Annotated in this window: 24 protein-coding genes and 1 tRNA gene; 11 read left to right on the top strand and 14 right to left on the bottom strand. The window is 63.8% G+C overall.

The features are described 5' to 3' along the window. Window positions 1-978 carry a flap endonuclease-1 gene (fen, locus tag SM755_RS04180; RefSeq protein ID WP_323171568.1) on the bottom strand — a complete coding sequence of 326 codons (978 nt, stop codon included), beginning with the start codon at window positions 976-978 and terminating at the stop codon, window positions 1-3. Between the two features lie 123 nt (window positions 979-1,101). On the opposite strand from fen, the gene SM755_RS04175 reads away from it, so the two are divergent. Beyond that, window positions 1,102-2,502 (top strand): PQQ-binding-like beta-propeller repeat protein, encoded by a 1,401-nt coding sequence (locus tag SM755_RS04175; RefSeq protein WP_323171567.1) that lies wholly within the window; start codon window positions 1,102-1,104, stop codon window positions 2,500-2,502. A gap of 1 nt (window position 2,503) precedes the next feature. Beyond that, on the top strand, window positions 2,504-3,454 hold the full coding sequence (locus SM755_RS04170) for a hypothetical protein (RefSeq protein ID WP_323171566.1): 951 nt from the start codon (window positions 2,504-2,506) through the stop codon (window positions 3,452-3,454). Here the strand turns inward: SM755_RS04170 and SM755_RS04165 are convergent. Continuing rightward, the gene (locus SM755_RS04165; RefSeq protein WP_323171565.1) at window positions 3,451-4,071 is read right to left on the bottom strand and encodes a GNAT family N-acetyltransferase; all 621 of its coding nucleotides are present in this window, start codon (window positions 4,069-4,071) and stop codon (window positions 3,451-3,453) included. The two genes, SM755_RS04170 and SM755_RS04165, sit on opposite strands and share 4 nt — an antisense overlap. A 135-nt stretch (window positions 4,072-4,206) precedes the next feature. On the opposite strand from SM755_RS04165, the gene SM755_RS04160 reads away from it, so the two are divergent. After that, on the top strand, window positions 4,207-4,758 hold the full coding sequence (locus SM755_RS04160) for a hypothetical protein (RefSeq protein WP_323171564.1): 552 nt from the start codon (window positions 4,207-4,209) through the stop codon (window positions 4,756-4,758). 243 nt (window positions 4,759-5,001) lie between these two features. On the opposite strand, the gene SM755_RS04155 is transcribed toward SM755_RS04160, so the two are convergent. Both SM755_RS04155 and SM755_RS04150 read right to left on the bottom strand, forming a co-directional pair. Beyond that, window positions 5,002-5,072, bottom strand: a tRNA-Gly gene (locus tag SM755_RS04155). 83 nt (window positions 5,073-5,155) lie between these two features. Beyond that, window positions 5,156-5,869 (bottom strand): class I SAM-dependent methyltransferase, encoded by a 714-nt coding sequence (locus SM755_RS04150; RefSeq protein ID WP_323171563.1) that lies wholly within the window; start codon window positions 5,867-5,869, stop codon window positions 5,156-5,158. A gap of 165 nt (window positions 5,870-6,034) precedes the next feature. On the opposite strand from SM755_RS04150, the gene SM755_RS04145 reads away from it, so the two are divergent. From SM755_RS04145 to SM755_RS04135, 3 genes are all read left to right on the top strand, one after another. Continuing rightward, complete coding sequence (locus tag SM755_RS04145; protein WP_323171562.1) at window positions 6,035-6,505, top strand: DUF5793 family protein; 471 nt, start codon at window positions 6,035-6,037, stop codon at window positions 6,503-6,505. Between the two features lie 191 nt (window positions 6,506-6,696). Next, entirely contained in the window at window positions 6,697-6,975 is a 279-nt protein-coding gene (locus SM755_RS04140; protein ID WP_006109503.1) for a UPF0058 family protein, read from the top strand. A 37-nt stretch (window positions 6,976-7,012) separates the two neighbouring features. Next, complete coding sequence (locus tag SM755_RS04135; RefSeq protein WP_323171561.1) at window positions 7,013-9,661, top strand: transcriptional regulator; 2,649 nt, start codon at window positions 7,013-7,015, stop codon at window positions 9,659-9,661. A gap of 202 nt (window positions 9,662-9,863) precedes the next feature. On the opposite strand, the gene SM755_RS04130 is transcribed toward SM755_RS04135, so the two are convergent. Further along, a complete protein-coding gene (locus SM755_RS04130) occupies window positions 9,864-10,169 on the bottom strand; it encodes a hypothetical protein (protein ID WP_006109505.1) in 306 nt (101 codons plus the stop codon). Between the two features lie 350 nt (window positions 10,170-10,519). On the opposite strand from SM755_RS04130, the gene SM755_RS04125 reads away from it, so the two are divergent. After that, window positions 10,520-11,926 carry an adenylosuccinate synthase gene (locus SM755_RS04125; RefSeq protein WP_323171560.1) on the top strand — a complete coding sequence of 469 codons (1,407 nt, stop codon included), beginning with the start codon at window positions 10,520-10,522 and terminating at the stop codon, window positions 11,924-11,926. A gap of 67 nt (window positions 11,927-11,993) precedes the next feature. On the opposite strand, the gene SM755_RS04120 is transcribed toward SM755_RS04125, so the two are convergent. Both SM755_RS04120 and SM755_RS04115 read right to left on the bottom strand, forming a co-directional pair. Next, window positions 11,994-14,411, bottom strand: coding sequence for a hypothetical protein (locus tag SM755_RS04120; protein ID WP_323171559.1), 2,418 nt, complete (start codon window positions 14,409-14,411; stop codon window positions 11,994-11,996). Continuing rightward, complete coding sequence (locus SM755_RS04115; RefSeq protein ID WP_323171558.1) at window positions 14,408-16,504, bottom strand: ATP-binding protein; 2,097 nt, start codon at window positions 16,502-16,504, stop codon at window positions 14,408-14,410. The genes SM755_RS04120 and SM755_RS04115 overlap by 4 nt, the downstream gene beginning before the upstream one ends. A 155-nt stretch (window positions 16,505-16,659) precedes the next feature. Here SM755_RS04115 and SM755_RS04110 point away from each other — a divergent pair, with 155 nt between their 5' ends. Next, complete coding sequence (locus SM755_RS04110; protein WP_006109509.1) at window positions 16,660-16,875, top strand: methytransferase partner Trm112; 216 nt, start codon at window positions 16,660-16,662, stop codon at window positions 16,873-16,875. Window positions 16,876-16,939: 64 nt separating this feature from the next. After that, the gene (locus tag SM755_RS04105; RefSeq protein WP_323171557.1) at window positions 16,940-17,680 is read left to right on the top strand and encodes a hypothetical protein; all 741 of its coding nucleotides are present in this window, start codon (window positions 16,940-16,942) and stop codon (window positions 17,678-17,680) included. Window positions 17,681-17,704: 24 nt separating this feature from the next. On the opposite strand, the gene SM755_RS04100 is transcribed toward SM755_RS04105, so the two are convergent. The 4 genes from SM755_RS04100 to SM755_RS04085 all read right to left on the bottom strand — a co-directional run bounded on the left by SM755_RS04100 (window position 17,705) and on the right by SM755_RS04085 (window position 22,382). Then, window positions 17,705-18,868 carry a DR2241 family protein gene (locus tag SM755_RS04100; protein ID WP_323171556.1) on the bottom strand — a complete coding sequence of 388 codons (1,164 nt, stop codon included), beginning with the start codon at window positions 18,866-18,868 and terminating at the stop codon, window positions 17,705-17,707. Window positions 18,869-18,870: 2 nt separating this feature from the next. Continuing rightward, on the bottom strand, window positions 18,871-19,776 hold the full coding sequence (locus SM755_RS04095) for a CbiX/SirB N-terminal domain-containing protein (protein ID WP_006664039.1): 906 nt from the start codon (window positions 19,774-19,776) through the stop codon (window positions 18,871-18,873). A gap of 88 nt (window positions 19,777-19,864) precedes the next feature. Next, complete coding sequence (locus tag SM755_RS04090) at window positions 19,865-20,215, bottom strand: BsuPI-related putative proteinase inhibitor (RefSeq protein WP_323171555.1); 351 nt, start codon at window positions 20,213-20,215, stop codon at window positions 19,865-19,867. Window positions 20,216-20,303: 88 nt separating this feature from the next. Next, a complete protein-coding gene (locus SM755_RS04085; protein ID WP_323171554.1) occupies window positions 20,304-22,382 on the bottom strand; it encodes an alkaline phosphatase D family protein in 2,079 nt (692 codons plus the stop codon). 350 nt (window positions 22,383-22,732) lie between these two features. Here SM755_RS04085 and SM755_RS04080 point away from each other — a divergent pair, with 350 nt between their 5' ends. Beyond that, the gene (locus SM755_RS04080) at window positions 22,733-23,497 is read left to right on the top strand and encodes a DUF2797 domain-containing protein (RefSeq protein ID WP_323171553.1); all 765 of its coding nucleotides are present in this window, start codon (window positions 22,733-22,735) and stop codon (window positions 23,495-23,497) included. A 74-nt stretch (window positions 23,498-23,571) separates the two neighbouring features. Here SM755_RS04080 and SM755_RS04075 read toward each other — a convergent pair whose 3' ends face one another. The 3 genes from SM755_RS04075 to SM755_RS04065 form a co-directional block, all read right to left on the bottom strand. Further along, window positions 23,572-24,141: a cysteine hydrolase family protein gene (locus tag SM755_RS04075; RefSeq protein ID WP_323171552.1), complete on the bottom strand. Its 570-nt coding sequence runs from the start codon at window positions 24,139-24,141 to the stop codon at window positions 23,572-23,574. Continuing rightward, window positions 24,138-24,935, bottom strand: a complete 798-nt coding sequence (locus SM755_RS04070; protein ID WP_323171551.1) for a YqcI/YcgG family protein — start codon at window positions 24,933-24,935, stop codon at window positions 24,138-24,140. Before SM755_RS04070 ends, SM755_RS04075 begins: the two co-directional genes overlap by 4 nt. A gap of 116 nt (window positions 24,936-25,051) precedes the next feature. After that, window positions 25,052-25,540: an MOSC domain-containing protein gene (locus tag SM755_RS04065; protein ID WP_323171550.1), complete on the bottom strand. Its 489-nt coding sequence runs from the start codon at window positions 25,538-25,540 to the stop codon at window positions 25,052-25,054. A gap of 182 nt (window positions 25,541-25,722) precedes the next feature. Between SM755_RS04065 and SM755_RS04060 the strand changes: the two genes are divergently transcribed. Then, on the top strand, window positions 25,723-26,127 hold the full coding sequence (locus SM755_RS04060; protein WP_323171549.1) for a hypothetical protein: 405 nt from the start codon (window positions 25,723-25,725) through the stop codon (window positions 26,125-26,127). The last annotated feature ends 147 nt before the right edge of the window (window positions 26,128-26,274 follow it).

Raw genomic sequence — 26,274 nt, 5'->3', positions numbered from 1 at the left:
TCACGTCCAGCGATCCAATCCCGTCTGCGTGAGGCTCTCTTCGATGCGCTCGAAGCCCCGTTCGACCTCCGTCGGATCGACCCCCCACTCGTCGGTGACGTACTCCCGAGCCGCGTCCAGATCCGGATCGAGCGTCGTGCTGAACTCGTAGTCGTCGGTCACGTTCGGCTCGCGGAAGAGTTCGCGGACGCGGTCGCCGTACCGAATCGAGTCGCCGCGGGCCTCGAGCACGCTCCAGAGGTCCCCGTGCTCGGTGATCTCCGCGATGGCCGTTTTCGGGCCGATCCCGGAGACGCCCTCGTTGAAGTCGGTGCCGATGAGAATGGCGGCGTCGATGAGCTGTTCGAGCGTCAGGTCGTGGTGGTCGAGCGTCGCCTGGAGATCCATGCGTTCGGGGTCGCCCTTGCTCGTCAGTTGGCGAAGCGTGAGCGGCGCGCCGAAGAGCAGGGCGTCGTAGTCCTCCGAGCCGACGTAGTCGGCGTCGCCGCGCCGGGCCATGTGCGCGGCCTGGGCCTCGCCCTCGGCGGGAGCTTCGACGATCGGCACGTCGAGCAGTTCGAGGAGTTCGCGGCTGGTCTCCTGAATCGTCGGGGTGAGCCGCTGGGTTCGGGACTCGAGTTGGGCGATGGCGACCTCGTCGCCCTCCTCGCGGGCGGTCTCGAGTTGCTCCTCGTAGGTTTGGCGCTGGTCCCGCCGGGATTCGATCTCGTCTTCCTTGAGCTCGGAGGGGCCGCCGTCGAAGACCATGACCGGCGTCACGTCGTTTTCGAAGAACTTGGGCAGTCCCTGGACGATACCGACCAGGTTGGCGACCTCGGTCCCGTCCGTGGTCGTGTATTTCGCGCTGTTGGTCCACTTGACCGTCGTCGTCAGATAGCGGTAGAGCCAGTTGTGCGCGTCGACGGCGACGACACCCTCGATGTCCGCGAACGGAACCTCCTCGATGACGGCGATGTCGCGCAAAGCAGCGTTTCCCATTGCCTCTCTATTCGGGCGAACGGGTTTTGAATCGTTGGCTTCCGTCGCGAGTTCACTCGCCGTCGGAATTTCTCAACGATAGAAACACTTTTAATTTCTACGCATGCAGTTTCGATACGTACCGTGAAGAACTCCGTCGAGAACGTCAGTCGACGGGCAGTTCTCGCCGGTGCGGGATTGCTACTCGGCGCGGGCTGTCTCGGCGCTGAGCGGACGCCCGGGACCAGTGATACCGACTGGCGAATGTACGGCCGCGACCCGGGTCGGACGCGGTTCGTCCCGAACGCGTCCCTCCCGCGCGACGGCGTCGATATCGCCTGGGAACGCTCGGTCAGCGCCTCCGGCTGGTACCCGCCGGTCGTCGCGAACGAAACCGTCTACTGCCAGTACAGCAACGGACTCTTCGTCCTCGACGCCGCGACGGGGGAGGGGACGCGTGCGAGCACCTACGGGCCGTTCGGCCGTGATATCTTGCCGATGGCGTTCGCCTCGACTGAACTCTACCGGGACGGCGTGTTGGTCGTTCCGTATGACACCGTCATCGGCGGCTACGCTGCCGGCCGCGACGGCTGGCCAGACTCGGTTTCGGGGATCGGCCAGGAACGCACTCGCTGGTGGCTCGACGGCGACTCGACGAGCACGTCTCGACTGCCCCCCAGAGCTTCCGCCGGCGAGTGGCTCGGCTCGCCGCTCGTCGTCGACGGGACACTCGTCTCGCTGCATCCACGGTCGGCGACGCTTTCTGCGAGCGATAGCGACGACGGAAGCAACCGCTGGCGATTCAACCTCGAGACGGTCGCCGCCGACGGATACGTCGCCTCCCCGGTCGGCCACGTCATCGATACGACAACCGGCACCGTCGTCGTCAAACTCCGGACGCGGCGGGAGGAGGCCGCCGTCGTCGTCCCGCTGCTCGTCGGAATCTCCAGCGAGAACGGGTCGCTCGAATGGCAAACGACCACAGACGAAGTCTCATCCGGCGACACGAAACCGGGCGTCGAACCCGCAGACAGTCTCACAACGCGCGACGGCACTGTCTACACGATCGACTGGAACACATCGACCCGAGCGCTTCGTCTCTGTGAACTCGACGCTGCGACCGGTGAACTCGGCTGGACGAAATCGCTCGACCGAACCGAACACATCGGTGTCGCCGTCGACGAGGCACGGCTCTATCACGTCGGATTGATCGACCGCGAGGAGGTACCCGAGACGTTCCGTATCGTCGCACTCGACCGCGACAGTGGCTCCCGACGGTGGGCTGTGACGATCGACGATGCGCCGTTGGATCCCCGACTTCCGTACGGGGCACCGCCGACGGTCGCCGACGAGCACCTGCTCGTTCCCGGCAAGCGGGGACTTCACGCACTCGATCGGGGAACCGGCGAGACCCTGTGGACGTTCACAGAAATGGTCCCGACCAGCGGCGGTGGATCGGTCGAACGCAGCGGGATGACGCCGGCCGTCGTCACCGACGACCGCATCGTGATCGGAACGACGCTCGCGCTCTACGGACTCGAATAGTATGTCGACACCGAACGATTCGAACGACAGGACGCCGACTGGCACCGAACCGTCACAGCAGCCGGCGGACGATGCTTCCGTCGGATTGATCGGCCTCATCCGAATCACCATCGCCGTGCTCCGCGCTCGACCGTCGTTACTCGTCCCCTTCGCGCTCGCCGGCGTGGTCGGAGCGACGAGTGCAGTCGCCAGGATCGAATCGCCGTATCCCGTCGATATGGTGGCGTTTCCTGCCAACGGCGTCGTCCACCTTTCGGTCGCACTGGTACCGGCACTGGAGCCGATGGTCGAGGTGAATTCGGGTCTCGTTCTCGGGCTGAAGCCGGCGTTCCTGGCCGTACTCATCGGCTGGCAGGTCGGACTCGCGCTCGCGGTGACGGTGGCGTTTGCGGGGGTCGTTCGGGCGGCGGCTCGTTCAATTTCGAAAACAGACGCAGTCTCATCGCCGTCGGCGACATCCGAAGTCGGGGCTGACGAGAGCAGGGAACGCATTCCGAGTCTCGTCCCGTCACCCGTCCGACTCGGTTGGCTCTTCGCGTACGTGCTCGGGATCCAGATCGTGCTGCTCGCCGGTCTTTTCGTGGTTGGAGCGTTCGGAATCGGACCCGGACCCGGATCGACTGGACTCGGTCTGCTTTTCGGATGGCTGTTCGTCGTCGTTCCCATCGCGAGCGGACTCTTTCTAACGCCCGCAGCGATCGTGATCGGCGGCAAACGCCCGATCGAGGCTGCGATTGAGAGCGCCGCATACGCCGTGAGACGTCCGCTCTCGGTCGTCGCGTTACTCCTCGCTACCGGCTATCTCGGCACCGTCCTGACCGGCGTCTTTCACGGCGGACCGTCCCCGCGGATCGGCGTCGCACTCGGAACGTTCACGAGCGTCGCCGTCGGCGGGACACTCCATGCAATCGTCGTCGCAGCGGCATACGTTTGCTGGTCAGCCGACAGCTAGCGCGGCGATTCCGCGTCAGTCTCTCCCGTCGCTTCCGGTGGTGGCTCGCTTCCACACCGGGAGTCGAGAAACGAGTGTTCGGCGTCGGAGAGGTCGCGGCTGCGGAACTCGTCGAGACCAGCCTGATACGCGTCTCGAGTTCGGCCAGCGGCTTCCGAAGTAGCGGATTCACCGTTCGCAGTGTCGGAGGGGGCAGCGGTCTCGCTATCGATCGTCGCCGTCGGTGGATACTCGAGCACGAGTTCGGCGATGCCGGTCGTCTCGCCGGTGTAGCCGAAGCCGGCGCGGTAGAGCGCCTCGTAGGCGAAGGGGTTGTTGACGGCGATGCGGAGGCGGTCGTAGCCGCGCTCTCTCGCGCGGTCGCGGACGAGGGCGACGAGTTCGGGACCGATTCCCTCGCCGCGGCGGTCGCGGGCGACCGTGACGTATCGCAACCAGAGCGTGTTTTCGTCGGTTCGGTCCTCGTTGAACGCGATAGCTCCAACGGTGGTGTCGTCCTCGCGGGCGACAGCCTTCCCCGTATTCGTCATGACGAACTTGCCGGCGTAGCTGAACCGCGTGTGATCGAGGCGCAGTTTCGGTCCGTCCGGCGGCCACGCGAGCAGTTCGTAGTCCACGGTGGAATCGAACGGTCGTTGGGACGAGAGCCACTAATAGACACCGGAGTGATGCGTTCTTGGGGAATTACCAGTAGATATTCCAGTTGGACAAACCATTATAGCGCCGGTTGTGGTACGACACCCAGAACCAGTATGAGTGCCGAATCCGATACACAGTCCGCAGTCGGTATCGAGAACGCGATCGGCTGGCCGCTCGGGAGCGCGCTCGGTGGGGCGATCGGTGCGCTCGCGTTCGGGCTCCTCATGTGGGTCTACGACCCGGATACCGTGTCCGCTGCGATCCCCGGCATATACGGGCTCGACCCGGTCGGTGTCGTCGGTTGGGGCATCCACATCGCTCACGGAATTCTGCTGGGGCTCCTCTTCGGACTGCTCGTTACTCGCAACGTGTTCCTCGGCGTGATCATGACGAGTCCCGAAACGGGCGCACTCTCGCGAACCGGCCTCACACTTCGCCTCATCGGGGCCGGATTCGTCTTCGGATTGGCTATCTGGGCGATCCTGCCGTTGCTTGTCCTCCCCGTCTGGATCGAAGCGATCGGCACCGGTACCGCGACCGAGTTTCCGACCACTGCGATCGAGAGCATGCTCGGGCACGTCATCTTCGGGTCCGTTCTCGGTCTCGTCTTCGCGCTCGTCACCGACCTTCGCTCGCGCTCGCCCGGGACGCCACTCGAAGGGTAGTCGGAGACGACGGCGTACGGTGGAACGCCCACCAGAACAGTGTCGACCGGGATTGCTCAGATCGGGATTGCTGCTGCTCGGGAATTTGTTCGCACCAGCAATGTGCACATCCGTTCGTCAAAAATGCGCGGACCGGGATTTGAACCCGACTGCAAGACGGTCGTCCTCACTTCGTTCGGACGCTGCGACTCGCGCGCTTCAAATCCCTCTTCGCATTTTCTCCCCACGTCTGTTCGTCAAAAATGCGCGGACCGGGATTTGAACCCGGGCCATGAGCTTGGAAGGCTCAGGTCCTACCACTAGACCATCCGCGCGCACTCCCCGGTTTTGGCTCCACGTTTAAGGCTCTTCCTTTTCGATCTGATCGCCCGCCCGGAGCGGGGTCGCACCCACGAGTTCACTCCTGGGTTCCGGCGACGACCGCATAGCAGTTCCCGCTCGAGAGCTCCCACTCGCGGAGATCGAGCGCGCTCCGTTCGAGGTCGCGTTCGAACTCGGGCGGCGAGTAGATGTGATAGAAGCGGTCGACGGTCTCGCCGCCGGGGAGGGTCCACTCGACCGTCGTATCGAATCCCGTCTCAGCGGCGTCGTCGCTGTCGAAGCGGTCGTGAGCGGTCGACCAGACGCTGACCAGCGCTCGGCCGTCGGGTCGGAGGACGCGCCCGAGTTCGTCGAGGCTCCGCCGTCGCAGCGCCCGTGTTGGAAGGTGATGGAGGGTTGCCACGTAGATGCCGACGGTGATGGCATCCGTCGCAAGCGGGAGCGTGGCGGCGTCGCCCTGACAGAGAGCGACGCTGAACTCGTTCGTGCGGGCGCGTTCCCGACCGGTTTCGAGGAGGTTGCGGCTGATGTCGAGCCCGAGGACGCGATCGACGGTGTCGGCCGCGGCGAGCAGTTCTGCGTGGCGACAGTTGCCACAGCCGAGGTCGAGACCGACGATCGGCCGGGTCGCCGAATTGGCTGGTGCAGTCCGCTCAGTGAGTGCATCGGTCGTTTCGATGAACGACTCGACTTCGGGCCAGGCGTATTCGCGGGTCGTTGCGAAGTGACTCGCGATGTGATCGTAGGTGTCACGGACTGTGCTGGGGGTCGCTCTGTCGTCCTCCTCCATTATCGGGTGTCGGCCACGGGTGTGCAAAAAGCGTTGCGTTCGATCGTTCGTACCAGTCAGACAGATTGTTCCACTGCAGAGAGTGTCTGCAGATCGTGTCTGTCTACCGACGTGATTAGCTGTGCGTTACGTTCATACGATGGGAGCGCTAACCGTGAGTACGGAATGAGGCGCGAGCATTTCACGTTACACGTCAGCAATATTGACTGGGTCGAAACTGGCGAGAACCCGAGCAAACCCTCGGTGTCGATCGACTTTACCGGCCCAGCAGCGACACTCCGTGAGCGCCTTACTGGCCCCGACAACGAAATCCTCGACGCGGGTGAAACCGACGTCGCCTTGCGGCTCCAGGAACCGCTCGGAAACGACACCACCGGCGTCGTCAGCGTCACGAACCGCATCACGGGCGATTTCATTCTCGAACTCAACGAGGACGCGGCCGATGTCCTTCAGTTCATTCGTGCGGCCCGTGGGTACGGCGAGGGTGCGGCCGACGACGAGGGCCGGTACGAGGTCGAAATCACGCTCGATGGCGACTCCTTTGTCACTTACGACAAGCGAACGTTTCTCGTCTACGACGACGAAGGCAGTCTCCTCCGACAGCACAGCCTGATCCCGAGCGGCGTCGAACTCTAGATCGACCGCGCCAGATTCTCCCCCATCCGAATCGGACTGCGCCGTCACGTTCGAAACCGACTCCGCGGTCAGCCGCGCCAGTCACGGGACACACTGCCGGCGCTTGTACATCCGAGCGCGTATCTGCCGCCGGCAGTTTTGCGACCGACCGCCACACAATCCTTAAGCCGAAACCGTTCGTACTTGTGGGTATGCATAAGGACGAACTCCTCGAGCTACACGAAGAACTCGTCGTCATTATGGAGTACTTCGAAGAGCGCGAGGAGGTCGACGAGAGCCTGTTCGAAGCGTACCACCAGCTCGATGTCGATCCCTCGCATGTTCATAAATCAAAGAGTGAACACAAACACGCCGTCTTCGTTCTCGGAAACGCACTGGCGGGGGCAATGAGCGAAGACGAGTTCTCGAGTGCGGGCCGAATTGGCAAGCGAATGAAAGAACTTGCCGAGGATGCCGAGTCGAAAATATAGGCGAAACGTATTTGTTGCACTTCCCGCTTGTTGAACTATGGACTCGCGCACGCAAGAGCGCGTTGAGGAGTGGGATTCTCGCTCGTTCAGTGGTGGTTTCGACGGCCTCTCTGATCTCGCTGACGGTGGCTTTTCGGGAGCCGTCGCTGCGGGTGGTTCGTGGCTGTATATGCTTAACGGCCGCATCGTCGGCGTTCTCGGCGGTGAAATCACGGATTTCGAGGATGCTACGGGAACCGTTTACCAGGCACCGCACCCGTCGTTACCGTTGCTCTGTACGATGAAAGCGCACGGGGGCAACGTTCAGGCGAAGTACTACACGAACGAAACGCCGCTCCGGGAGGTCGACGAGACGCTCCAGAGCGGATCGTTTACCGGCTATATCGAACTGAGCGAGAACGTTCTCAGCGGCGATTACTACGCGGTTTACTACGGTGGTCGTCGGATGGCAGCCGCCTACATCGGAAACGCAGAACGGCTGATTACCGGCGACGAGGCGTTCGAGCGAGCCGACGATGAGATCGGCATCTACGAGGTCATCGATGTCGAAATCGAGGTCACTGACGTGCCGGGAACAGAAGCGCCAGCAGTGGAGACCGGGACGGAGACGGACACGGACGACAGCGAAACTACCGAAGGCAGGGCGGCGACGAGCCAACACGCAGACGTATCCGACCCGGCGGCGGACGACTACGGGCCCGCCGACGACACGAGCACGGCGGAGCCGACCGCTGACCCGACCGAGTCAGCGATCGATCCGATCGACGTTTCCGGCACCGAGCCGGCCGTCTCGGGAAGCGGTATCACCGCGAGCGGCGATTCGGAACTTACAGCGCCTGATTCCGACGACTCGAACGGAATCACGGCACCGGCAGATGGTGTCAGTACAACGGATGCCGACTCACCAACTGACCCCACACAAGCACAGTCAGGTGCTCCGGACGAGTCCCCGGCCCAGGGCGGGATGACGGCCAATCCGGACCCAGAGACAGTCGAAGCAGCAGCGGAGGAACTCGACCAGAACGATATTTCGTGGCTCGAGGACGACGGGGACAAGGGGGACGATGCTGACGACTCGGAGACAACAACGCCATCCGCCGATCCCGACACGGAGACAGCGGATTCGGCTCAACCCCGAACCCAATCCCAATCACAGTCCCAGCCCCAGCCCCAGGAACGAACGCAGGAACAGCCGAACGGCCGCCGGCAGCACCGGAACCAGCCCCAACCCCAGGAACGGAATCGGGATCGAGAGCAGAACTCCCCCTCGTCTCGGTCACGGGACCCGACCCAGACTCCACACCGGTCCGCCGACCCCGCCGCCTCCGCCGACCCTGACGATCCTGCCGGTCCCGTCGATCCTGACGCAGACAACCCCGACGCAGCAGAACTCGACCAGCAGTTCGAAGCCGAAGAGCAGTGGCGCGAAACCCGGTCGATCCCCTCGCTCGATCCCGACAACTCGGCGACTGCGGACGCGGACGCAGATGCAGAGCCCACCACCGGTGCTCAGTCCGCATCCGCTGTAACGGCCCCAAACCCCGCCAATAACACCCAACAAGCCCCTTCAGACGACGACCGAAAGACCCCCAAGACGAACACTGAAACCCAATCGAGTTCATCGTCGTCTGCTCGGGGATCGCACTCGACGGAAGGAACGCGACGATCGAACAGTTCGGACACGGCATCGGCTGATGCTACCCCAACTGACGACCGACACAAACGCCAGCTCACCCAGTATACGCGCCGAATCGAAGAACTCGAATCGAAACACGACGCGCTCGCGAACAAGGCTCGCGAACTCAAATCCGAGCGTGACGAGTTACGGGCCGAAAACCAGGAACTCGCGGCGACGATCGAACAGCTTCGCGGGCGCGTTTCGGAACTCGAGACCGAACTCGAGCAGGCTCGGGCGGGATCTGGCTCCGGCTCCGGCTCCCGGGGACCAGTCGATGCCGAGACCCACCTTTCCCCTACACAGGCGCTCTCGGGGACGAACCTCTTCGTGCGCTACGCCTCCAAGAGTCAGCCGACCCTTGAAACCGCACACGACGGCGGTGCCGACCGGAGCGAGGTCGCGACGAACCTGCGCCTCGAACACCACACCGAGTTCGACGCCGCGAGCGTCGCCGTCGAAGACCAACCCTACGAGGCGTTTCTCACCGAGACGATCGAACACCGCTTCGTTGACTGGCTCACCGAACGAGTTCTCTACGAGATCCGCGATACCGGCCACGCCGACGGCATGGCCGACCTCTACGATGCGATCCCGCGCATCGACCGCGCCGAACTCGGAGCGACGATCTCGCTCGCGGACGACGATACCGACGATGTCCCCGACCAGGTGACGTTCGATGTCGTCGCCTTCGACAAGATGGGGAACCCGCTCGTCCTCGCGACGTTCAACGACTCGCGCGAACCCGCCAGCCAGGAACTGCTCGAAGAACTCGAGGAGGCGGCTTCGGCAGTCAAGGCAAATTATCCGGATCTCGCGGCCGCCGTCGCCGTAACATCGAGTTACTTCGAGCCCGGCGCACTCGAGGTTGCAGAACAGGCAACGAGCAGCGGCTTTCTCAGTCGCGGCTCGAAGTTAAGTTACGTCAACCTCTCGCGAAAGAGCGGCTACCACCTCTGTCTGGTCGAATCGCGCAGTGAGGGGTTCCATATGAACGTTCCAGAACTCTAGTCGACGGCGTTTGCTATCACCGAAACGGTCCAGTAGTATCCACCGCTATCACCAGATGAAAGCGGACGCAAGCTCTCGCTGGTGACAATAGGACGGATCGAGAGATACTTCACCGACCGGAGATAGTCGTGCGGAGCGGTGAAGGATCGAGATTACTCTGTTCGAGGCAAGCTAGCGCTGTCGACTGATCAGTTTCCAGGCGTTAGCTGTCGGCCTCTGCGACGTCTTCGATCTTCATGCCCTCGAGCTTGTCGACGATGTCGTCGATTTTGCCATCGAGTTCATCGACGAACTCGACGGTACGCTCGGTTTTGATGGCACCCTGGCTGGAGGGCTCGATGAGGTTTTCTTCCTCGAGAACGCGGAGGGAGTAGCGAACCTTGTGGTGGGGGTAGCCGGTTTCGTTGGACATCTTCACGATACCGATGGGTTCGTTTTCGATGACCATCTTCAGGACCTGCAGATGTCGTTCGAGCATATCGACTTCCTTCTCAAGTCGGTCTATCATGGCATTTGTTAACTTGTCTTTGTAGCTTTTAAAAGTTACTCTCTAGGAGAGAGATGTCCACTCTCAACTCGGTGGTCGTTTTTGAGAGTAGTTAACGCTTCCGCTTGCGATCCACACACATGAATGATGATGATCTATTTGCCGGATAGCGAGTGTGTGCGGACGAATTCGGGGCAGCTATCAGTTCACCCCCTCTGTCGGCCGTTGCAAACGTGGATGGATGCGTGTATTCTCACGCTCGAGTATCGGAGATACACCCATAATCGTGTATATGTTGGCGATCTCGTTCCGGGTGACGCCCCGGTGATACCGTAATCTGTTTATCGGATCGGCAAGAACCCGCCGCTGTTATGACCGTCACAATCGTCGGGGCTCAACTCGGCGACGAAGGCAAGGGCGGCGTCGTCGACCTCTACGGCGACACCGCCGATGTCGTTGCCCGCTATCAGGGCGGCGACAACGCTGGACATACCGTCGTCCACGACGGTGAAGAGTACAAGCTATCGCTCGTTCCGTCGGGAGCCGTCCGGGGCAAGGTCGGCGTCCTCGGAAACGGCTGTGTCGTCAACCCCGAGACGCTGTTCGAGGAGATCGATGCGCTTCGCGAGCGCGGGTTGGACCCGGACGTTCGCGTCGCAGAGCGCGCCCACGTGATCCTCCCGTACCATCGCGCACTCGACGGGATCGAAGAGGAAGAAAAAGACGACCTCGCCGCCGGCACGACCGGGCGCGGCATCGGTCCCACCTACGAGGACAAGGCCGGCCGACGCGGCGTCCGCATCGGTGACCTGCTCGATCCCGAGGCACTTCGCGACCGACTCGAGTACGTCGTCCCCCAGAAGAAAGCCCTCGCCGAGGAGGTCTTCGGCAAAGAAACCGGCGAGGCGTTCGATATCGACCATCTCTACGACACCTACCGCGAGTTCGGCGAGCGCCTCGCTGAGGAGGACATGACCGTCGACTGCGGTACCTTCCTCCAAGAGCGCATCGACGCTGACGAGAGCGTCATGCTCGAAGGCGCACAGGGGACCTCGATCGACATCGACCACGGCATCTATCCCTACGTCACCTCCTCGAACCCGACCGCGGGCGGGGCAACGGTCGGAACCGGACTCGGCCCGACGGTCGTCGGCCAGGGCGAGGTCATCGGCATCATCAAAGCTTACCTGTCGCGAGTCGGAACCGGCCCGCTTCCGACCGAACTGGGCGGCGTCGAGGGCCAGACACCCGACTACGATCCCGCTGAGGCCAGTGCGGACGAGGAAGAACTCGCAACCTACATCCGCGATGAGGGCGGCGAGTACGGCACCGTCACGGGTCGCCCCCGCCGTGTCGGCTGGCTCGACATGCCGATGTTGCGCCACGCCGCGCGCGCGAACGGCTTTACCGGCCTCGCGATCAACCACATCGACGTGCTCGCCGGCCTGGACGAGGTGAAAGTCGGCCACAGCTACGAGTTCGACACCGCCGACTCGGCGAGCCATCAGAACGCAGCCCGTTCCGATGACGGCGACGAACTCCTGACGATGCCTCCGACCACCGAACAGTGGGGCCGCTGCGAGGCGACGTTCAAGGCGTTCGACGGTTGGGAGGACGTCGACTGGGCGGCCGTGGCCGAGGAGGGCTACGATGCGATTCCGGAGAATGCCCGCACCTACCTCGAGTACGTCAGCGATGAACTCGAGACGCCGATCTACGCGGTCGGCGTCGGGCCGGGACGGGAGGAAACCGTCATCGTCGAGACGCCCGACGAGTAGCGACTCGACGGTCTTCGATTTGTCTCCGATCTGCTTCTGGTCACAGCCGCTCCCGTGACAGCGACGGCTACGAGATCGGGTACAGCAACTGTTTTTGCTCTTCCGGCCAGTAGAACTGTCCGTCGTAGTATATCGGACGGATCGTGTTCGAGATGTACTCGTTGAGACCGTCCGGTTTGATTTCGTGTGTGATCGTCGCCGGAATCAAGCGCTTTCGTTCCGGCCGGTTTCCCCGCCAGTGGGCACCGACCGGATCAACCGGGAACGGGACGGAAACTCCTTCAATAGTGCCTTCTGGGGACGTATGTAAGGTCTGAATCTCCGACGGTCGCCACTTCGCAACGAATCGGTGCGTTCCGTCTCCGACGACGATCCCGCCGTCACCGCCGGCACCACCGGCACCGCCGCCACCACCGTCATCACCGGAACTGACGGTCGCACAGGTGTGTGCCGTCGCGAGGCTCTGGCCGTACAGGAGCAGTTCGCCGATCGTCGTCGAGATTGCAGCCTCCTCGTCACCGCTGTCCTCGGTCGGCGCTTCCGGCGTGCTGTAGCCCGCCACACCGGCGATGCTTCCCGTCTCGACGAGTTCAGTTGCAACCGTCGTGGCGTTTGTCGCATCGAGTTGGAACAACCCCACCTCGTTTTCGGAGAGATCGTCCGGCCGCAGCGTGCCGTCGGTACACGCCAGTCCACGTCCCGTTTCGTCGCAGTCGCCGATGTAGTGCAGGAAATCGGCTCCGGTCTCGAACACGGCATCGAGTTCAGCACGCGACGGTTCATCAATCCGTTCGACGCGGGGCGAGACGGCGTCAGACCGGCGGGTGTAGGTGTCGACGACGGCGGTTCGTGTCGATTCTGAAACGCGGTCGGTTGCGAACACGATGACGACGGTGCGGTCGTCCGATCGTTGTTCGAGATCGGAGAGCCGGTTCTCGTAGGCTGTGAGGGAGGCGCTAAAGGTTGTCCGCTGGGCGGCAGCGACGGGCGTGGAACGGGTCTGTTGGTGGGCCTCGGTGGCGTCCGCGTTCGGCTGCACGTTCGTCTCCGTCGCCGCCGCCCTGGTCGCGTCCGCTTCCGTCTTTGTCTCCGTCTCGCTGCCCGTCCCCGTCTCCGTCTTCAGGGCCGAACGCGATCCGAGCACGCCGTGTATTCGTCGCCGCACAGCCAGTTCGTCCGCACTGGTTGCCGTCTCGTCAGTCCGAACCTGATTCCGATTCCGATCCCGATCCCGACACCGTTCCTGTTCCCGTTCCCGTGTCGATGGCGGCTCGATCGCAGCGAGGTCATAGAGCAGATGCGGAAGCGCGTTGACGTGCTCGAACGTCGGGTCGACGGTCATCCGATAAGGCCATCGCGGTAGAATCTCCTCGATCGTCTCGTCGGAAAAGGACAGATACGTCCGGACGCGCTCGGCGATCGGCTTCCCCGGACAGTCCGTCAATTCGATTCCGGCGCTTCGAAGCTGCTCGGATTCGACCACCGTCAGTTCAGTTGGCTCGACCCACGACGCCAGCAGATCGAGAAAAAACGTTCGCCGCAGGAGCGCCCGAACCTCCGTCGGGAACGCGGGGCCATCGCTGAACTCGTGGAGCAGTCCGTGTTGTGGAGACCGAAGAACAGGCGCGTCTGTCGCGGTTCGGTCGGTACGGGCCGGTGTTCGGACGCGTGCACTGAGATAGTACGCAAGCGGAGCCACCGTAAAGAGTGCTGCTAGCTCGTTCGGCACGACGAGTTCGAGATCGGTCTCGGGCGTCGCGTCGCGAACCGCGTCGGGAACGCGGGTTTCATCCGCATCGGCGTCGACCGAGAGCAGCGGCGGATAGCCCCGGTAGTTGCGGTGGACGCGGTCGACGGTCGTCGTCTCGATCGAGGCGGAGAGGTGTGAGAGTGCGGTGGCGACGCCGTTGGGCGTTGGAGCGACCGTCATCTCGTCGCGCGGGTAATCGACGGGTGACTTGAAGCCCACGGTCACTCGCGTTGGGTGGGGAAACGAAATCGTCAGCGGGCCGCGCGAGCGGTTTCGAAGCGTCGCCGGGCCATCGAACCGGAGCCGGACGAAGATATTCGATTCGAACCGGCAGACGTAGGAGCCGTCCGAGAGCGTCAGCTCCTCGTCTCCGGCCTCGACAGAGAGCCGCGAGTTCTGAAACGACGAGTCGTCCCGCTTCGTGACCGATTCGAACGTCGAGTCGGGGCTGTGATCGGCGGCTGCATCGCCGTTGCCGTCACCGCCGGTGGAGCCGTGTCGGTCGCCGGCCTCGTCCAGGCGCGTGATATCGACCATATTCAACAGGTCGTATCGGAGTTCGGAGACGCGACCGACGGCCGTGGCGTCGATCGGTTCGTCGAACGAGTGGGGATCGTCCAGTCGATCCCAGCCGACGAGACCGAACGAAACGGTGTTTCCCGCGATATCACTGGCTCGAAGCGTTGTCCCGCGTATCGAAACGGTCACGGGATCGGTACCTGTGGAGCGACTCATCGTGTGTCCTCACCAGCCGCGTTCGTGTGCTCGTCCTCGGTTTCGTCTCTGTCATTGCCTCCGCCGTTGTCCCCCTTACCGTCCCCGTCACTGGCCTCGCCGGTCGGTTCCAATCGGTGGGAAGGACTACCACTGTCCGGCTCCGGCTCGGTCGTGGAGCCGGGTTCAGGGTCCCCCTCAGAACCAGAGTCAGAATCAGAGTCAGATTCGGGTTCGAGTTCGGACCTGGGGTCAGGATCGGACTCGGACTCGGACCCGGATCCGGAGTTGGGTTCGGATTCGAGTTCGAATCGAGAGCGCGTTTCCAATTCATCGACCAAACCGGCAGTCGACTCGCTTCCAAACACCGCTCCGGAACCCCGTTCGCGGTCGAGTTCGCTCGGCCGTTCGAGCGGACTGGACGCTTCGCTGAACTCGAATCGTGCGCCGGGCGTCGCGGTATCGGCAGTATTCGCTGCCGACGAGAGGTCGAGAGTCCAGCCGTGTTCCGCGGCGATCTGTGCGACGATTGCGAGGCCGAGGCCGGTATTGTCGGCCGTACTGGACTGGCCGGGCTCGAGGACCGAGTCGCGTTCGCCCGGCGGAATGCCGGGGCCGTCGTCCTCGACGGCGAAGCCGTTCGGGAGGGAATCGACGCGCACGCTGACCGCTGGGCCGGCGTGTTCGATCGCGTTCCGAAAGAGGTTCTCGAATAGTTGGAGGAGGCGGCCGCGGTCGGCTGCGAGTTGGGTGTCGCTCGTGGCCTCGAGCGAGGCCGTGTCGGTGTCGACGTTGTTCCAAGCGGTTGTGGCGATCGTGTCGATATCGACTGGCGGTGGGTCCTCGACGCGCTTGCCGCGGGCCATCGTCAGCACGTCCTCGATCAGCCGCTTCATGCGGTCGTGTGCACGCTGGATTTCCTCGAGTTCAGCCGTTGCCGTTGGAGCGGCCTCGTCCGTTTGGCTCTCCCGGGCTTTCTGGAGTGCGAGTTCGAGATAGCCGTCGGCGACGCCGAGCGGGTTTCGGAGGTCGTGGCTGACGATACTCGCGAACTGGTCGAGGCGTTCGTTCTTGCGCTGGAGTTCGCGCTCGCGCAGTTTGAGTTCGGTGAGGTCGGTGTAGATCAGATAGCCGCGGGTCGTGCCGTCGGTGGTTGCGACGGGGATGTTTCGAAGCAAGAACGGTCGTGGCCCGTCGGCGGTTTCGCGGACGACCTCGACGTCGGCGCGTTCGGTGAGTTCGGTTTCGACGAGGTGTGTCGGGTGTGACTGTGTTTGTGTTTGCGTTTGTATCTGTATCTGTGTCTGTGCCCGTGCCCGTGACTGTGTCTGTGCCCGTGCCCGTGACTGTGTCCGTTCCTGCCCAGGCACACCGGCGGTATCGGCCGATTCCGGTTTCGGTTCCGCTTCCGTTCCTGTCCCTTCCGTCGTGTCAGCCCCCTCAGTCGCCGTCATCCGCGCCGGGAGAAGGAGTTCCGTAAGCGGTTCGCCGACGGCGTCTGCGGCGTCGTACCCGAAGACGCGGATGAACGCAGAGTTGATAGCATCGACCAGCTGTGTGCCGTCTTCGATTCGATACTGCAAGGCGGCGTCGGGAACGTTCTCGAACAGCGCCGCGAACTGATCCCGTTCGGTCTCGAGCGCGCTCTGGTAGGTGACCCGGTTGCGAGCGTTCGTGACCGTCGCGACGAAGAGTTCGCCGAGGTGACGATCGGCTTCCGAGAACGCGGCCGGCTCCGTGGCGTGAAACTGGGCGACGCCACCGAACTCGAGTGGAATCGACAGCACCGACCGAAACGCGTCGCTCGTGGGTGCGGCGTCCGGAGCCGTCGTCAGATCGTCGACGACGTACGTCCTGTCCTCGCGGTATGTCTTCCCCGCGATACCCGCGTCGGCCGCGAGCGGTTCGGCCGGGATCAATCCCGCGGTGTTTGCCGCCTGCGGTTCGAACGTGCCGTCCTCGACGGTACAGATGCTCGCGGCATCGAACTCGATAATGCGATCGACACCGCTGATGGCGCGCGTATAGACTTCCGCGACCGACTCACAGGCCTCGAGATCGGTCGCGAGGCGGCCCAGCTGGGCAACACTATCTCCGAGATCAGCGGCCCCCATCGACCACGATCACCTCGCTGGATAGTGTTCGGTTCTGTGCAACTCGTTGTCTCATTGGGAATGAGATACACAGTGTCGTATATATGTTCACTGGTTGCCCATTTCGGTGCATCCGTTCCCGAAGCCTTTTGCTGTATGCGATACGCCTACGAAGTATGAAAGAGTCGTTGCTTGATATCCTCCGCTGTCCGCTCGACAAGCACGAACTGGAGCTCGAAAACGCGACGTACGCGGACACTGACGGCGATACTGACGCTGCCGAAGTCGTTTCCGGTGAACTCGTCTGTACCGATTGCGGCGAGCGCTATCCCATCGACGACGGGATTCCAAACCTGCTCCCGCCGGACATGCGCGAGGAATCCCCGGCCTGAGACAGTCGAGTCGATCGACGGTAACTACTTGAGACTGGCCCGATACCACTACCTGTATCGTCTCGTGACTGGTTCCGACCCCACTTCCGCCCGCGAGTCCGAGTCGCCGACAGCTGCATCGTCAGCCCGTAGTGATACCGATCGGACACAGCCCGCCGACTCCTCGCGTCCACAATCATCTCCCTCATCCCCGTCGAGTTCCGTACCGACGCCCGTCCACGTTCACGTCAACCGCAACCAACCCGAGACGCTCACCGCCGAAACGACGGCTCTGGAGACGAACGACTCGTTCGTCCTCGAACTGCACGGCCACGCGGCACCGGCACACGTCCACTGCCGACTCGACGACACACTCGCCCGCGTCGCCACGCTCGACAGCCCGAACTACTACATCGAGTCCGACGCCGTCACTCCCATCCCGATCAGCATCAGCGCCGACTCGCTCCGGGAACCCGTCCGCGGTGAACTCGAAATTCTGACCGGCTACGGGTCGGAATCCGTTTCGATCACGGTTACGGTTACACCGACCCCACCTGACGTCGAGATCGACGAGTCGCTTACGAGTACAGCGCGAGCCGATGCCGATGACGCGAACCGAAACGCGGATGCGGACCGGTCATCGATTGCGCGTCTCCGAGCTGAACTCGGGCTCGAGCCGGCCACGTTTGCCGTGCTCGCACTCGGGGCGCTCGCGTTGATTCTCGCCACGACGACGGCGGCGAGTATCGGCGGTCCGGTGGCGACGTTCGGCGTCGGCGTCGTTGTCGTCGGCGTTATCGTCGCGCTGTTCTTGCTCGTGACGTAGTCCGTGCCGATCACGCGGATCGGTCTACTGTTCTCGCATCTCGAGTTCACCGTCGGCGAATCGCTTCGCTCGGAGATACCGGACGCGGTAGCGATTCGCGCCGTCGTTGACGTCGGCTTCGCGGATCTCGTCCGTTCGATCGTCTGCGACCGCGTCAATCAGTTCTTCGAGCTGGTTGCGCTCGCTCGGGGTTAACTCGAGTTCGTACGTGCGCTCCGTTTCGGACTCCGCGATCGCCCACTTGCGCGCGGCGGCGATGACGAGCGAACAGGGTTCCCGGCACGGGAAGGGGCCGTCGCCGCCGTCGGGGTCGAGGTCGTCGCCCGCTTCGTACTCCCACTCGCGCCGGCGCAGACACTGGGAGTCGACACAACAGGCGTCGGCCATCCAGTCGACGGCCTCGCGCGGGAGTTCGGAGACGACCTCGTAGATGCCGCTTTGGCGGGACGCGGTCTCGCTCCAGTGGTCGACATCGAGGGTGCCCTCCCGCTCGCGGTGCCAGTTGGCGATCGTCGCCGGGTAAAAAAAGCCGACGGCGTCGACGAGTTCGGTTCCGGAGAGGCCGGTGAACGCCCAGCCGGTATCGAGCGTCGGCGCGGTCTTGAGCGGCCGGTAGCGACCGTCCTCGTCGTAGGTCGCGATCTCGCGGGCCGCACGCGGTTCGTCATAGGTTTCGAGGTCGTCGAGGTCCGCGTCGGCGTCGTCGACGTGCCAGAGGTCGTAGGCGCGCTCGCCGTCGGGTCCGTCGCCGTCGACGAAGCGGGCGGTGATACAGAGTTGCCCCCATTCACGGTCGATACCGTCGCGTAAGGCGGCGTAGCGAGCCGGAACAGCGGCTCCGTCGTCGCCGGCAAGCGGCGCGTCCTCACACCACCGCAGGAACGCCCGCCGGGCCGTTCCCTCGCCGCCGACCCGCTCCTGCCAGTAGTACCAGTTCGTGACGTACGCGTCGACGGTCTCGTCTCCCTCGCTCACCTCGCCCGCCTCGCCGACGATAATCTCCCGAAGGCCGTCCGCGTCCAGCCCAGCTCGGTCGACGCGCTCCCCGTCGATCGCGAGGGTGAACGTGAACTCGTCCCCGTCCGGCTCGTCGCGCGAAATCCGCAGTCCGTCGAATTCGATGTCGTTGTCGTCCCCGTCGCCGGTGACGCGCTGTACCAGCTCCTCGACGTGTCTCGTCGCCACCATCGTCAGTCACCCGCCTGCGAGGTCCGTTCGGGGTCCGATTCCGATTCGGTCGCCGAACTCGTTATCTGGCGAACGCGCTCGATCGCGTCGCCGAGTTCGGCCCCGGCGTCGGCCGCGCGCTCGAGGATCACGTCCGCCATCAATCCCTCGGTGCCGACGGCACCGGCGTACCAGATGCGGTGGCCGTCGACCTCGGCGGGGACGTTCCAGCCGAGGCGGTAATCCTCGGTGAGGCCCATGTCCTCGGGGATATCCTCCTGAGTGTGGTAGCCGTCGGCGACGAACAGCGGGACGACGACGATATCCTCGGTTGCAAAGAAGTCGGTCACGTCATCGACTTCAGGCTCCTCGTCCATGAACAGCGCCTCGACCTCGTCGAAGCGCCCGCGCTCGCGGATGCGGTCGGCGTGGTACTCGACGGCCTTGGCCGAGTTCTCGTTGCGCTCGGTGCCGTGGCCAACGACCGCGAGGCCGACCCCCTCGCCCACCGATGGGTCGCCAGTGACGCTCTCGGCGCGCTGGACGATCACGTCCGTCATCGCATCGTGGGTACCGACCGGCCCGCAGTAGTGGACGGTCTTCCCGACGTCCTCGGCTTCGAGCGTCACCTGCGAGGCGCTCGTCCCGTCAGACTCCCACTGCTCGGGCTCGAACTCGTCGAGACGGAGTTCGCGGGGGATAATCCGCTCGGTGAAGTACCCCTCGCTGATGAACAGCGGGACGACGAACACCTCCTCGGACTCGAGCGTGCGGATCACCTCGCGAAAGTGCGGTTCCTCCTTCCAGAACGCCTCGCGGACCTCGTCGAACGCGCCCGTCTCGCGGACGGTATCCGCGTGGGCGTACGTCGGATTCGAGGCATCCGGATTCAGGTGCGATCCGTGCGCCGCGATGACCAGCGCTTGCATGTCGAACCCTTAGAAGAGGGACGGTTTATCGACTTCGCTGTTCGCGACAGCCGTCGCCACAGCCGACCGGCAGCGCGGCGCGATGGCGTCACACGCTCAGCGCAGTCCGCGCCTCACACGTCGTCTCCCGCGCTCGCAACTCGGCCACCACGGTGAACTCGCCCGACTTCGGAGTCTCCCATTCGGCCTCGTAGGTCGTCGCCTCGCCTGGCTCGAGTTCATCTGCGCTGAGCAGCTGGGCGAACATGCGCCCGTCGGTAAAGCGCCAGACCTCCCGGCCCGTCTCCTCGTCCGCGACGGCGAAATCCGCCTTACAGGCGTCGGTGAACTGGAGTGTAACTGTATCTGTGCCTTCGTTCCGAACGGTAAACGTGAGTTCGACGCCGGCGTCCGCGTCGGGAGTCGCCGCCTCGAGCGATCCGGTGAGCGATGGTGTCATTGGGCCCACTTGGTCACCATTGGTGATAGGTGTTGTCCGTCCGGCGTCGGTGCTCGACGGGCGGGCGGGACCGCTGCTTAGTGCGGCGTCACTTCGAGAGGACCACGTTATCGAGGTAGCTCGCGTCGTCTCCCGAGCGATACTCCCCGCGGATGCGGAGCACGGTCAGATCGGCGAGCACGTCGCGGAACCGCTCTTCGGTCGCCAGGGGCTCCTGGCTCGTCAGGTCGATCCAGGGCACGGACGCAGTCAGCGGAACCTCGAACGAGGTCCACTCCTCGCCCGGTACCTGTTCGGGGTCGCGGAACTCGTAGACGAGTTGCGTGCCGTCGCCGGCGAGCAGCACGTCCCCGCCCTCGATCGGTTCAGCGTCGAACTGCTGATCGGGCTGTTCCTGTCGCAGGTCGAACGAGAGCGTCCCGCCGTAGAAGGACTCGCGGTCGCCGAGGTACGAGAACGGCGCCTGGTAGTACCAGGCGATACCGCCCTGGTTCTCCTCGTCGCCGATGTGGCCGCCCGGATTGCCGCCCGTTTCGTAGTATTCCGGCCGGTCGCTGCCGCCGTTCTGCGAGACGAGCCAGCCGTCGGTCCCCTCGTCGAACGAACTCTCGATGCTGTCTGTCGGCGTCAACCCGGGATCGATATCGGTCGCCTGCACCTCCGTCGTGAACTGCTCGTCGCCGAACTCGTCGTAGATGCCGATCGTGATCGCCTCTCCGGATTCGGCCACTTCGACGGTCCCGAAATTCGCGTACTCGCCCTTGGCGAAGAACGTCGTCGGGTTCAACGGCGCGTACTGTTCGTCCGCGGGACCGCTTGGCGCGCCGAGCGGCCCGGCGACCGCCTCGACGAACTCGAACTCGCCGTCGTCGTCCGGGTCGAACGCGCCGACGACGGACTTGTGAACGTCGCCGGCGACGACGACCAGATTCGCGATCTCCTCCGTCTGGACGAACTCGACGAGTTCGAGGAGTTCCGCCTCGTAGCCGGTTCGATCCGCCGGCGTGGCCCACGAGTCCGACGGGTACCCGAGCGGGGCCGGCGAGGCGAGTACCTTCCAGGTCGCATCGGAGTCTGCGAGCGCGTCCTTCAGCCACTCGCGTTGCTCGCGTCCGAGCAGCGTCTTCGAGTCGAGTTCGACGTTTGGGTCGCGGTACTGGCGGGTGTCGATGAGGAACAGTTCGACGTGTTTCCCCCAGCGGAACGAGTCGTAGAACCGGTTGGAGTCGCCGGGTGCGGCGTCCTCGTCCCGGTCGAGCGGCCAGTACTCGCGGAACGCGCGCCGCCCCTCGGGCATCAGCGGTTCGATCGGCCCGGCGAAGTTGTTGATGACCTCGTGGTCGTCCCAGACGGTGTAGACCGACGTGGACTCCAAGAGTTCACGGAGGTTCGTCCGCTCGGCGACGCTCGCCGGCGGGTCTCGCATCTCCTTGTACTTGTCCCGGTAGATCTCGAGCGCCTCGTCAAGCGGCGTGTTCTCCGTAATCTTCCCGGCTGGCGTCTGCGCGTCGGCGTAGATGGTGTCTCCGTGATAGAGGAAGAAGTCCGGCTCGCGCTCCGCGATGGATCGCAGGCCGGGGAACGGCGGTTCGATCGGGTCGTCGCCGTAGCCCCACGTGTCGCCGCTCCAGGCAAAGGTGACGGATCGTTCTTCGGTCGCCGACGGTGCCGTGAGGAACGTTCCGTGTTCGATCGCATCGGGCATCGCGTCGGCCGTCAGTTCGTCGACGTCGAGCGGCCGTTTCGACATCGGCCCGGCTGTGGCGGGCATCGCCCAGACGAAGTACCGGTACTCCGTGCCGGACGCGAGTTCGGTCAGGCGGACGTGACCCGTGTAGTCGGTCTCGCCGTCGACGCCGACTCGCTCGTAGCCGGCGTTGTCGGCCGACTCGATCGGCGCGTACGCGACGTGGATCGTCGCCTCGCGCTCGGCGCGGGCCCAGACGACCGCCGTCGTCGCCGTCACGTCACCGACGGCGACCCCGTGTGTGATCGGCACGATTTCGTCGCTGGAGCGAATCGGCTCCGGCGCGTCCGATTCCGAACTCGCGTCGCCGACCGCGGTCCCCACGAGGGCGGGCACCGTCGCGGCCGCGCCGATCGCCTGCAGAAACGTCCGTCGGTCATCTGCCGCCGCGTCCTCCGTGGCTGCGTGCGTGTCTCTCATGTCGCAGTAAATCCGGCACCGAACTCGCTCAATAACTTATATATTTTATATAAATATAAACATGTCCACTATGAGGTGTATTGGGACGTTCACTCCGTCGAGAAGCAGACCGAAATGCTCGGTAGTGCTCCCGAGAGAATCGTCCGAATACTGATGTCAGCAGAGACGATGATGAAGGAGAGGGAGATTAAACAGGTTTCAATTCGCTGAATCCTTCCCTCTGGCAAAATTATTATACTTCTGCCGGTGCGCTACCAAACCGCCGCAACTGGCTCGACTCGAAACAACTACTCGACGACTGATTCGCCCGGAACGCTACGCCTATCCGTTCGCGCTGCGAACGCGCACGCGTGCAACTGGTCGGCTACGAACCCAGCGGCCGGGGTTCCGCGCTCCTGCTCGCCAACGGCGACGCCGTCGAGCGCCGCGAACTCGAGCCCGGGGACGAACTCACCTACGCGCTCGGCAAGCGCCACTGCGCCGGCACCATCGACGACGGCCAGCACATCGCCTGCGACCGCCCGTCAGCACCCTACTGCGAGTTCCACACGAGCACCTGGGTCTGTGCCCGCTGTACGGGCACCTGTCTGAAGGACGAAATGGACTGTTACGAGTCCCACGCCGTCTACATCGCCGCGTTCGCCCCCGACACGTTCAAGGTCGGGGTCACCCGCCACTGGCGACTCGAAACCCGCCTCCGCGAGCAGGGGGCCGACCGCGCGGCCCACGTCCACACCGTCCCCAACGGAAAGATCGCCCGCGAGATCGAGGCGAAGATTGCGACTCGACTCGTCGACCGCGTCCGAACCGGCCCGAAGGTCGACGCACTCGCAGCCGAGGTTGACGCGAACGCCTGGGAGGCCGTTCTCGAGCCGTTCGACGTCATCGATCGGTTCGCGTTCGACTACGAACTGGCAGCCGACGGTGAACTCGACGCTCGCCCGGTTCAGGAGACGATGGCGAGGGGAACGGTCGTCGGCGTGAAGGGGCGGCTGCTCGTCCTCGAAAACGGCGGGACGACCTACGCCGTGGACATGCGGGATCTCGTCGGCTACGAGTTCACCGAGGGTGAGTCAGAGCGGAATCTGCAGTCGTCGCTCGGCTCCTTCGGGTGAGGACGATAGCCGATCAGTGGAGAACTGGTCCGCAACGTGAAACAGTGTCGGTTCCGAAACGCCGGCTCACCGACTCACTCGGACACGATCGACGCCGTCCGGACGACTGTTGCGAACTCGCCCTCGAGCTGGGCCAGAGCGGTTCGGTGAATCGTCTCCGCGTCGAACGTTTCCGCGTCGAATGTCCGTCCGAAGGTGGCGGTCGCATCGGCGACGAGACGCACGTCGAACCCGCGGTTCTCGGCCATCCGCGTCGTCGTCGAGACGCAGTGGTCCGTGGTCAGACCGGCGACGACGAGCGTCTCGAGTTCGCGGTCGCGTAACCACGTTTCGAGTTCGGTGTCGACGAACGCGCCGTTGACCGATTTGACGAATGTCCGCTCGTCCGCGCGCGGTTCCGTCTCGGGTTTGAACGCGAACCCCGGCTGGTCGCTGCGAAGCGGTGACGCCGCTTCGGTCGAGTCGTGGCGGACGTGGACGACAGGCCGGTCGGTCTCGCGCCAGTGTGCGAGCAGGTCGGCGGCGCGGTTCTCGGCGTCGGGATTGTTCCGCGAGCCCCACGACGGGTCGTCGAACCCCCGTTGGAAGTCGATCAGGAGCAACGCGGCGTCGTCGGGGATAGCGGAATCGGGATCCTCTGTCATGGTAATCTCGCGGCCGGCTTGGGATGGTCTCTGGTCACCGTCATCGGACACTCCGAGGGTGCCTGTTCGTCGTCGGCGGAGAGCATGTACTGGGGCCACTCCCGGTCGCCGTCGACGCCCCAGTCACCGAGGTCTGCGTGCGGGCAAACGCCGTCGTAGTCTTCGAGCCGATCCTGGATGATGTCGCGTGCACGCTGTCCGGCTTCGTCGTCGGCAGTCACGTTCAGCCCCTCGAAGAGTGCGCGCGGCTGGAACGTGATTTCGAGCCCGACCGGACAGTAGCGGCTCTTGCGCGTGTCGTAGAACGGGGCTCGGCAGGTCGGAAACATCGGTTCGCCGCCGAGACAGAACTCCCAGTACTGGTCGTCGGGGTCCGTGGGGATGTCTTCGGGCCAGGGGTGGGGGTCGTGGAGGTGAAGCGTCTGGAGGATGTGCCAGAGCGCGTCGTGGTACGCTCGCTCCGAGAGCGGGTCCGCAGGCGGTTTGAAGAAGGTGACGAGCGAGGCGCGGTCGGCGTGATCCCGATACACGTCGAGGTATTCGAGGATGCGATCGCGAAGCGTCAACAGCGCGTCGGCGTCGCTCATCGACGGTACCGTCGTGTACAGCGGTTCCCCGTTGCTGACGGATTCGGCGCCGAAGAAACAGGGGAACGGCGAATCGTTTCGCTCGCCGAGCAGCCCGGACTGAAACGTCTCCCAGTGATCGGCGACCCATTGTGGCGTCTTTCCGGCCCGCACTCGCCGGTCGAGTGTGTCCTGATCTAGCAGCGATTGTGTCCCTGGCTCGTTCATGATCGACCCCCTATATGACGTATTGGGTGTTCAGGAGTAGCCGGGGAAAACTGTACTGGTTCCGGAAGATGTTCCGATCTGTCCCGACTATGTTCGGATGTCTAACTCGAACGTGGCTATTCGTCATATTCTGCCACGGATTCGCGAAGTGAGTACTCGATCCGGTCGGTTTCGGCGATCGATTCACCCTCCAGAATCTGCGCCCGGAGGCCGCCACGGTGGACCAACGCCTCGCGGATTCCCGCTTCGTCGAGGTGGCGCTCGAGGTACGAACACGGCTCACAGAGTTCAGTCCCTTCACAGATGGCATCGCCGACACGGAATCGGCTGCCGACCAAGTGATTCAACGGCACTCCTGTCGTCGTCACGTTCCGCCGGTGAACGCCGGGTTCGAGTTCGATGTCGTACTCGCGTTCGACGGCTGCGAGCGTTTCGCGTTCGATGAGCGTGAGGTCGCTGCCCTCGCGGGCGTCGAACGTGCCCTCGGCGCGGTAGTATCGGTCGCCCTCGAGTCCGCGGTCGGCGACGGCCATCACACGGTCGACTCGTTCCATCGGCGCGCCCTGTTCGGGCGCGATATGAATCGCGTGGATGCGACCAGCCATACGGTAGTCTGTGGCGGCACCGAGATAGTCGTTCGGTTTCCTCGCGACGCCTGCGTTCGGTTCCGGCGTACAGTCTGGTTTCCTTCGCTCTCATTCTCGCCCTCACCCTCGCAGCCACGAAACACGTCAGCAGCCCCGAAAACATAACAATCCTTTTCCCCGGCGGTCCAGAATCTGGGGGTATGACGGACGAAAACGAACCCGATACCGCTGTCGACGACAACGGTGACGCCGACGCAAACGACGGGGAAGAAAAGTCCTTCCGTGAACGAGTCGAGGAAATCCGCGAAAAGCGCGCCGAAGAGGGCGAAGGCGAGGGTGAGCCCCCGGAGAGCCCGTTCGGCGGTGGCGGCGGCGGTCCTGGCGGCATGGGCGGCGGCGGAAACCCGTTCGCACAGATGATGGGCGGCATGATGGGCGGCGGCCCCGGCGGTCCCGGCGGCATGGGCGGCGGTCCCGGCGGTCCCAGCGGCAGTGACGAAGTCGGCAACGAAGAACTCGTCCGCGAGGTTCGCCAACTCCGCGACGAAATGCGCGACCAGACGCGCGCGCTCAAGCGGATCGCGGACGCGCTCGAAGATAACTGACAACTGATAACTGATCGCTCACAGTTGCCGGAAGCCACGGTTCGGTACGCGACTCCTTCGAGACTCACACTCGAACCCACTTTTCACAGTCAGTGTGTGTTCCTCCTACGACAGCCCGTTTCCTCACACTCACACTCCACACCCCAC

The sequence above is a fragment of the Natrialba sp. PRR66 genome (assembly GCF_034808065.1).
In the GTDB taxonomy this organism is placed as follows: Archaea; Halobacteriota; Halobacteria; order Halobacteriales; family Natrialbaceae; genus Natrialba; species Natrialba aegyptia.
The sequence above is the reverse complement of the archived record's forward strand: the minus strand, read 5'-3'. Positions and strand labels throughout refer to the sequence as shown.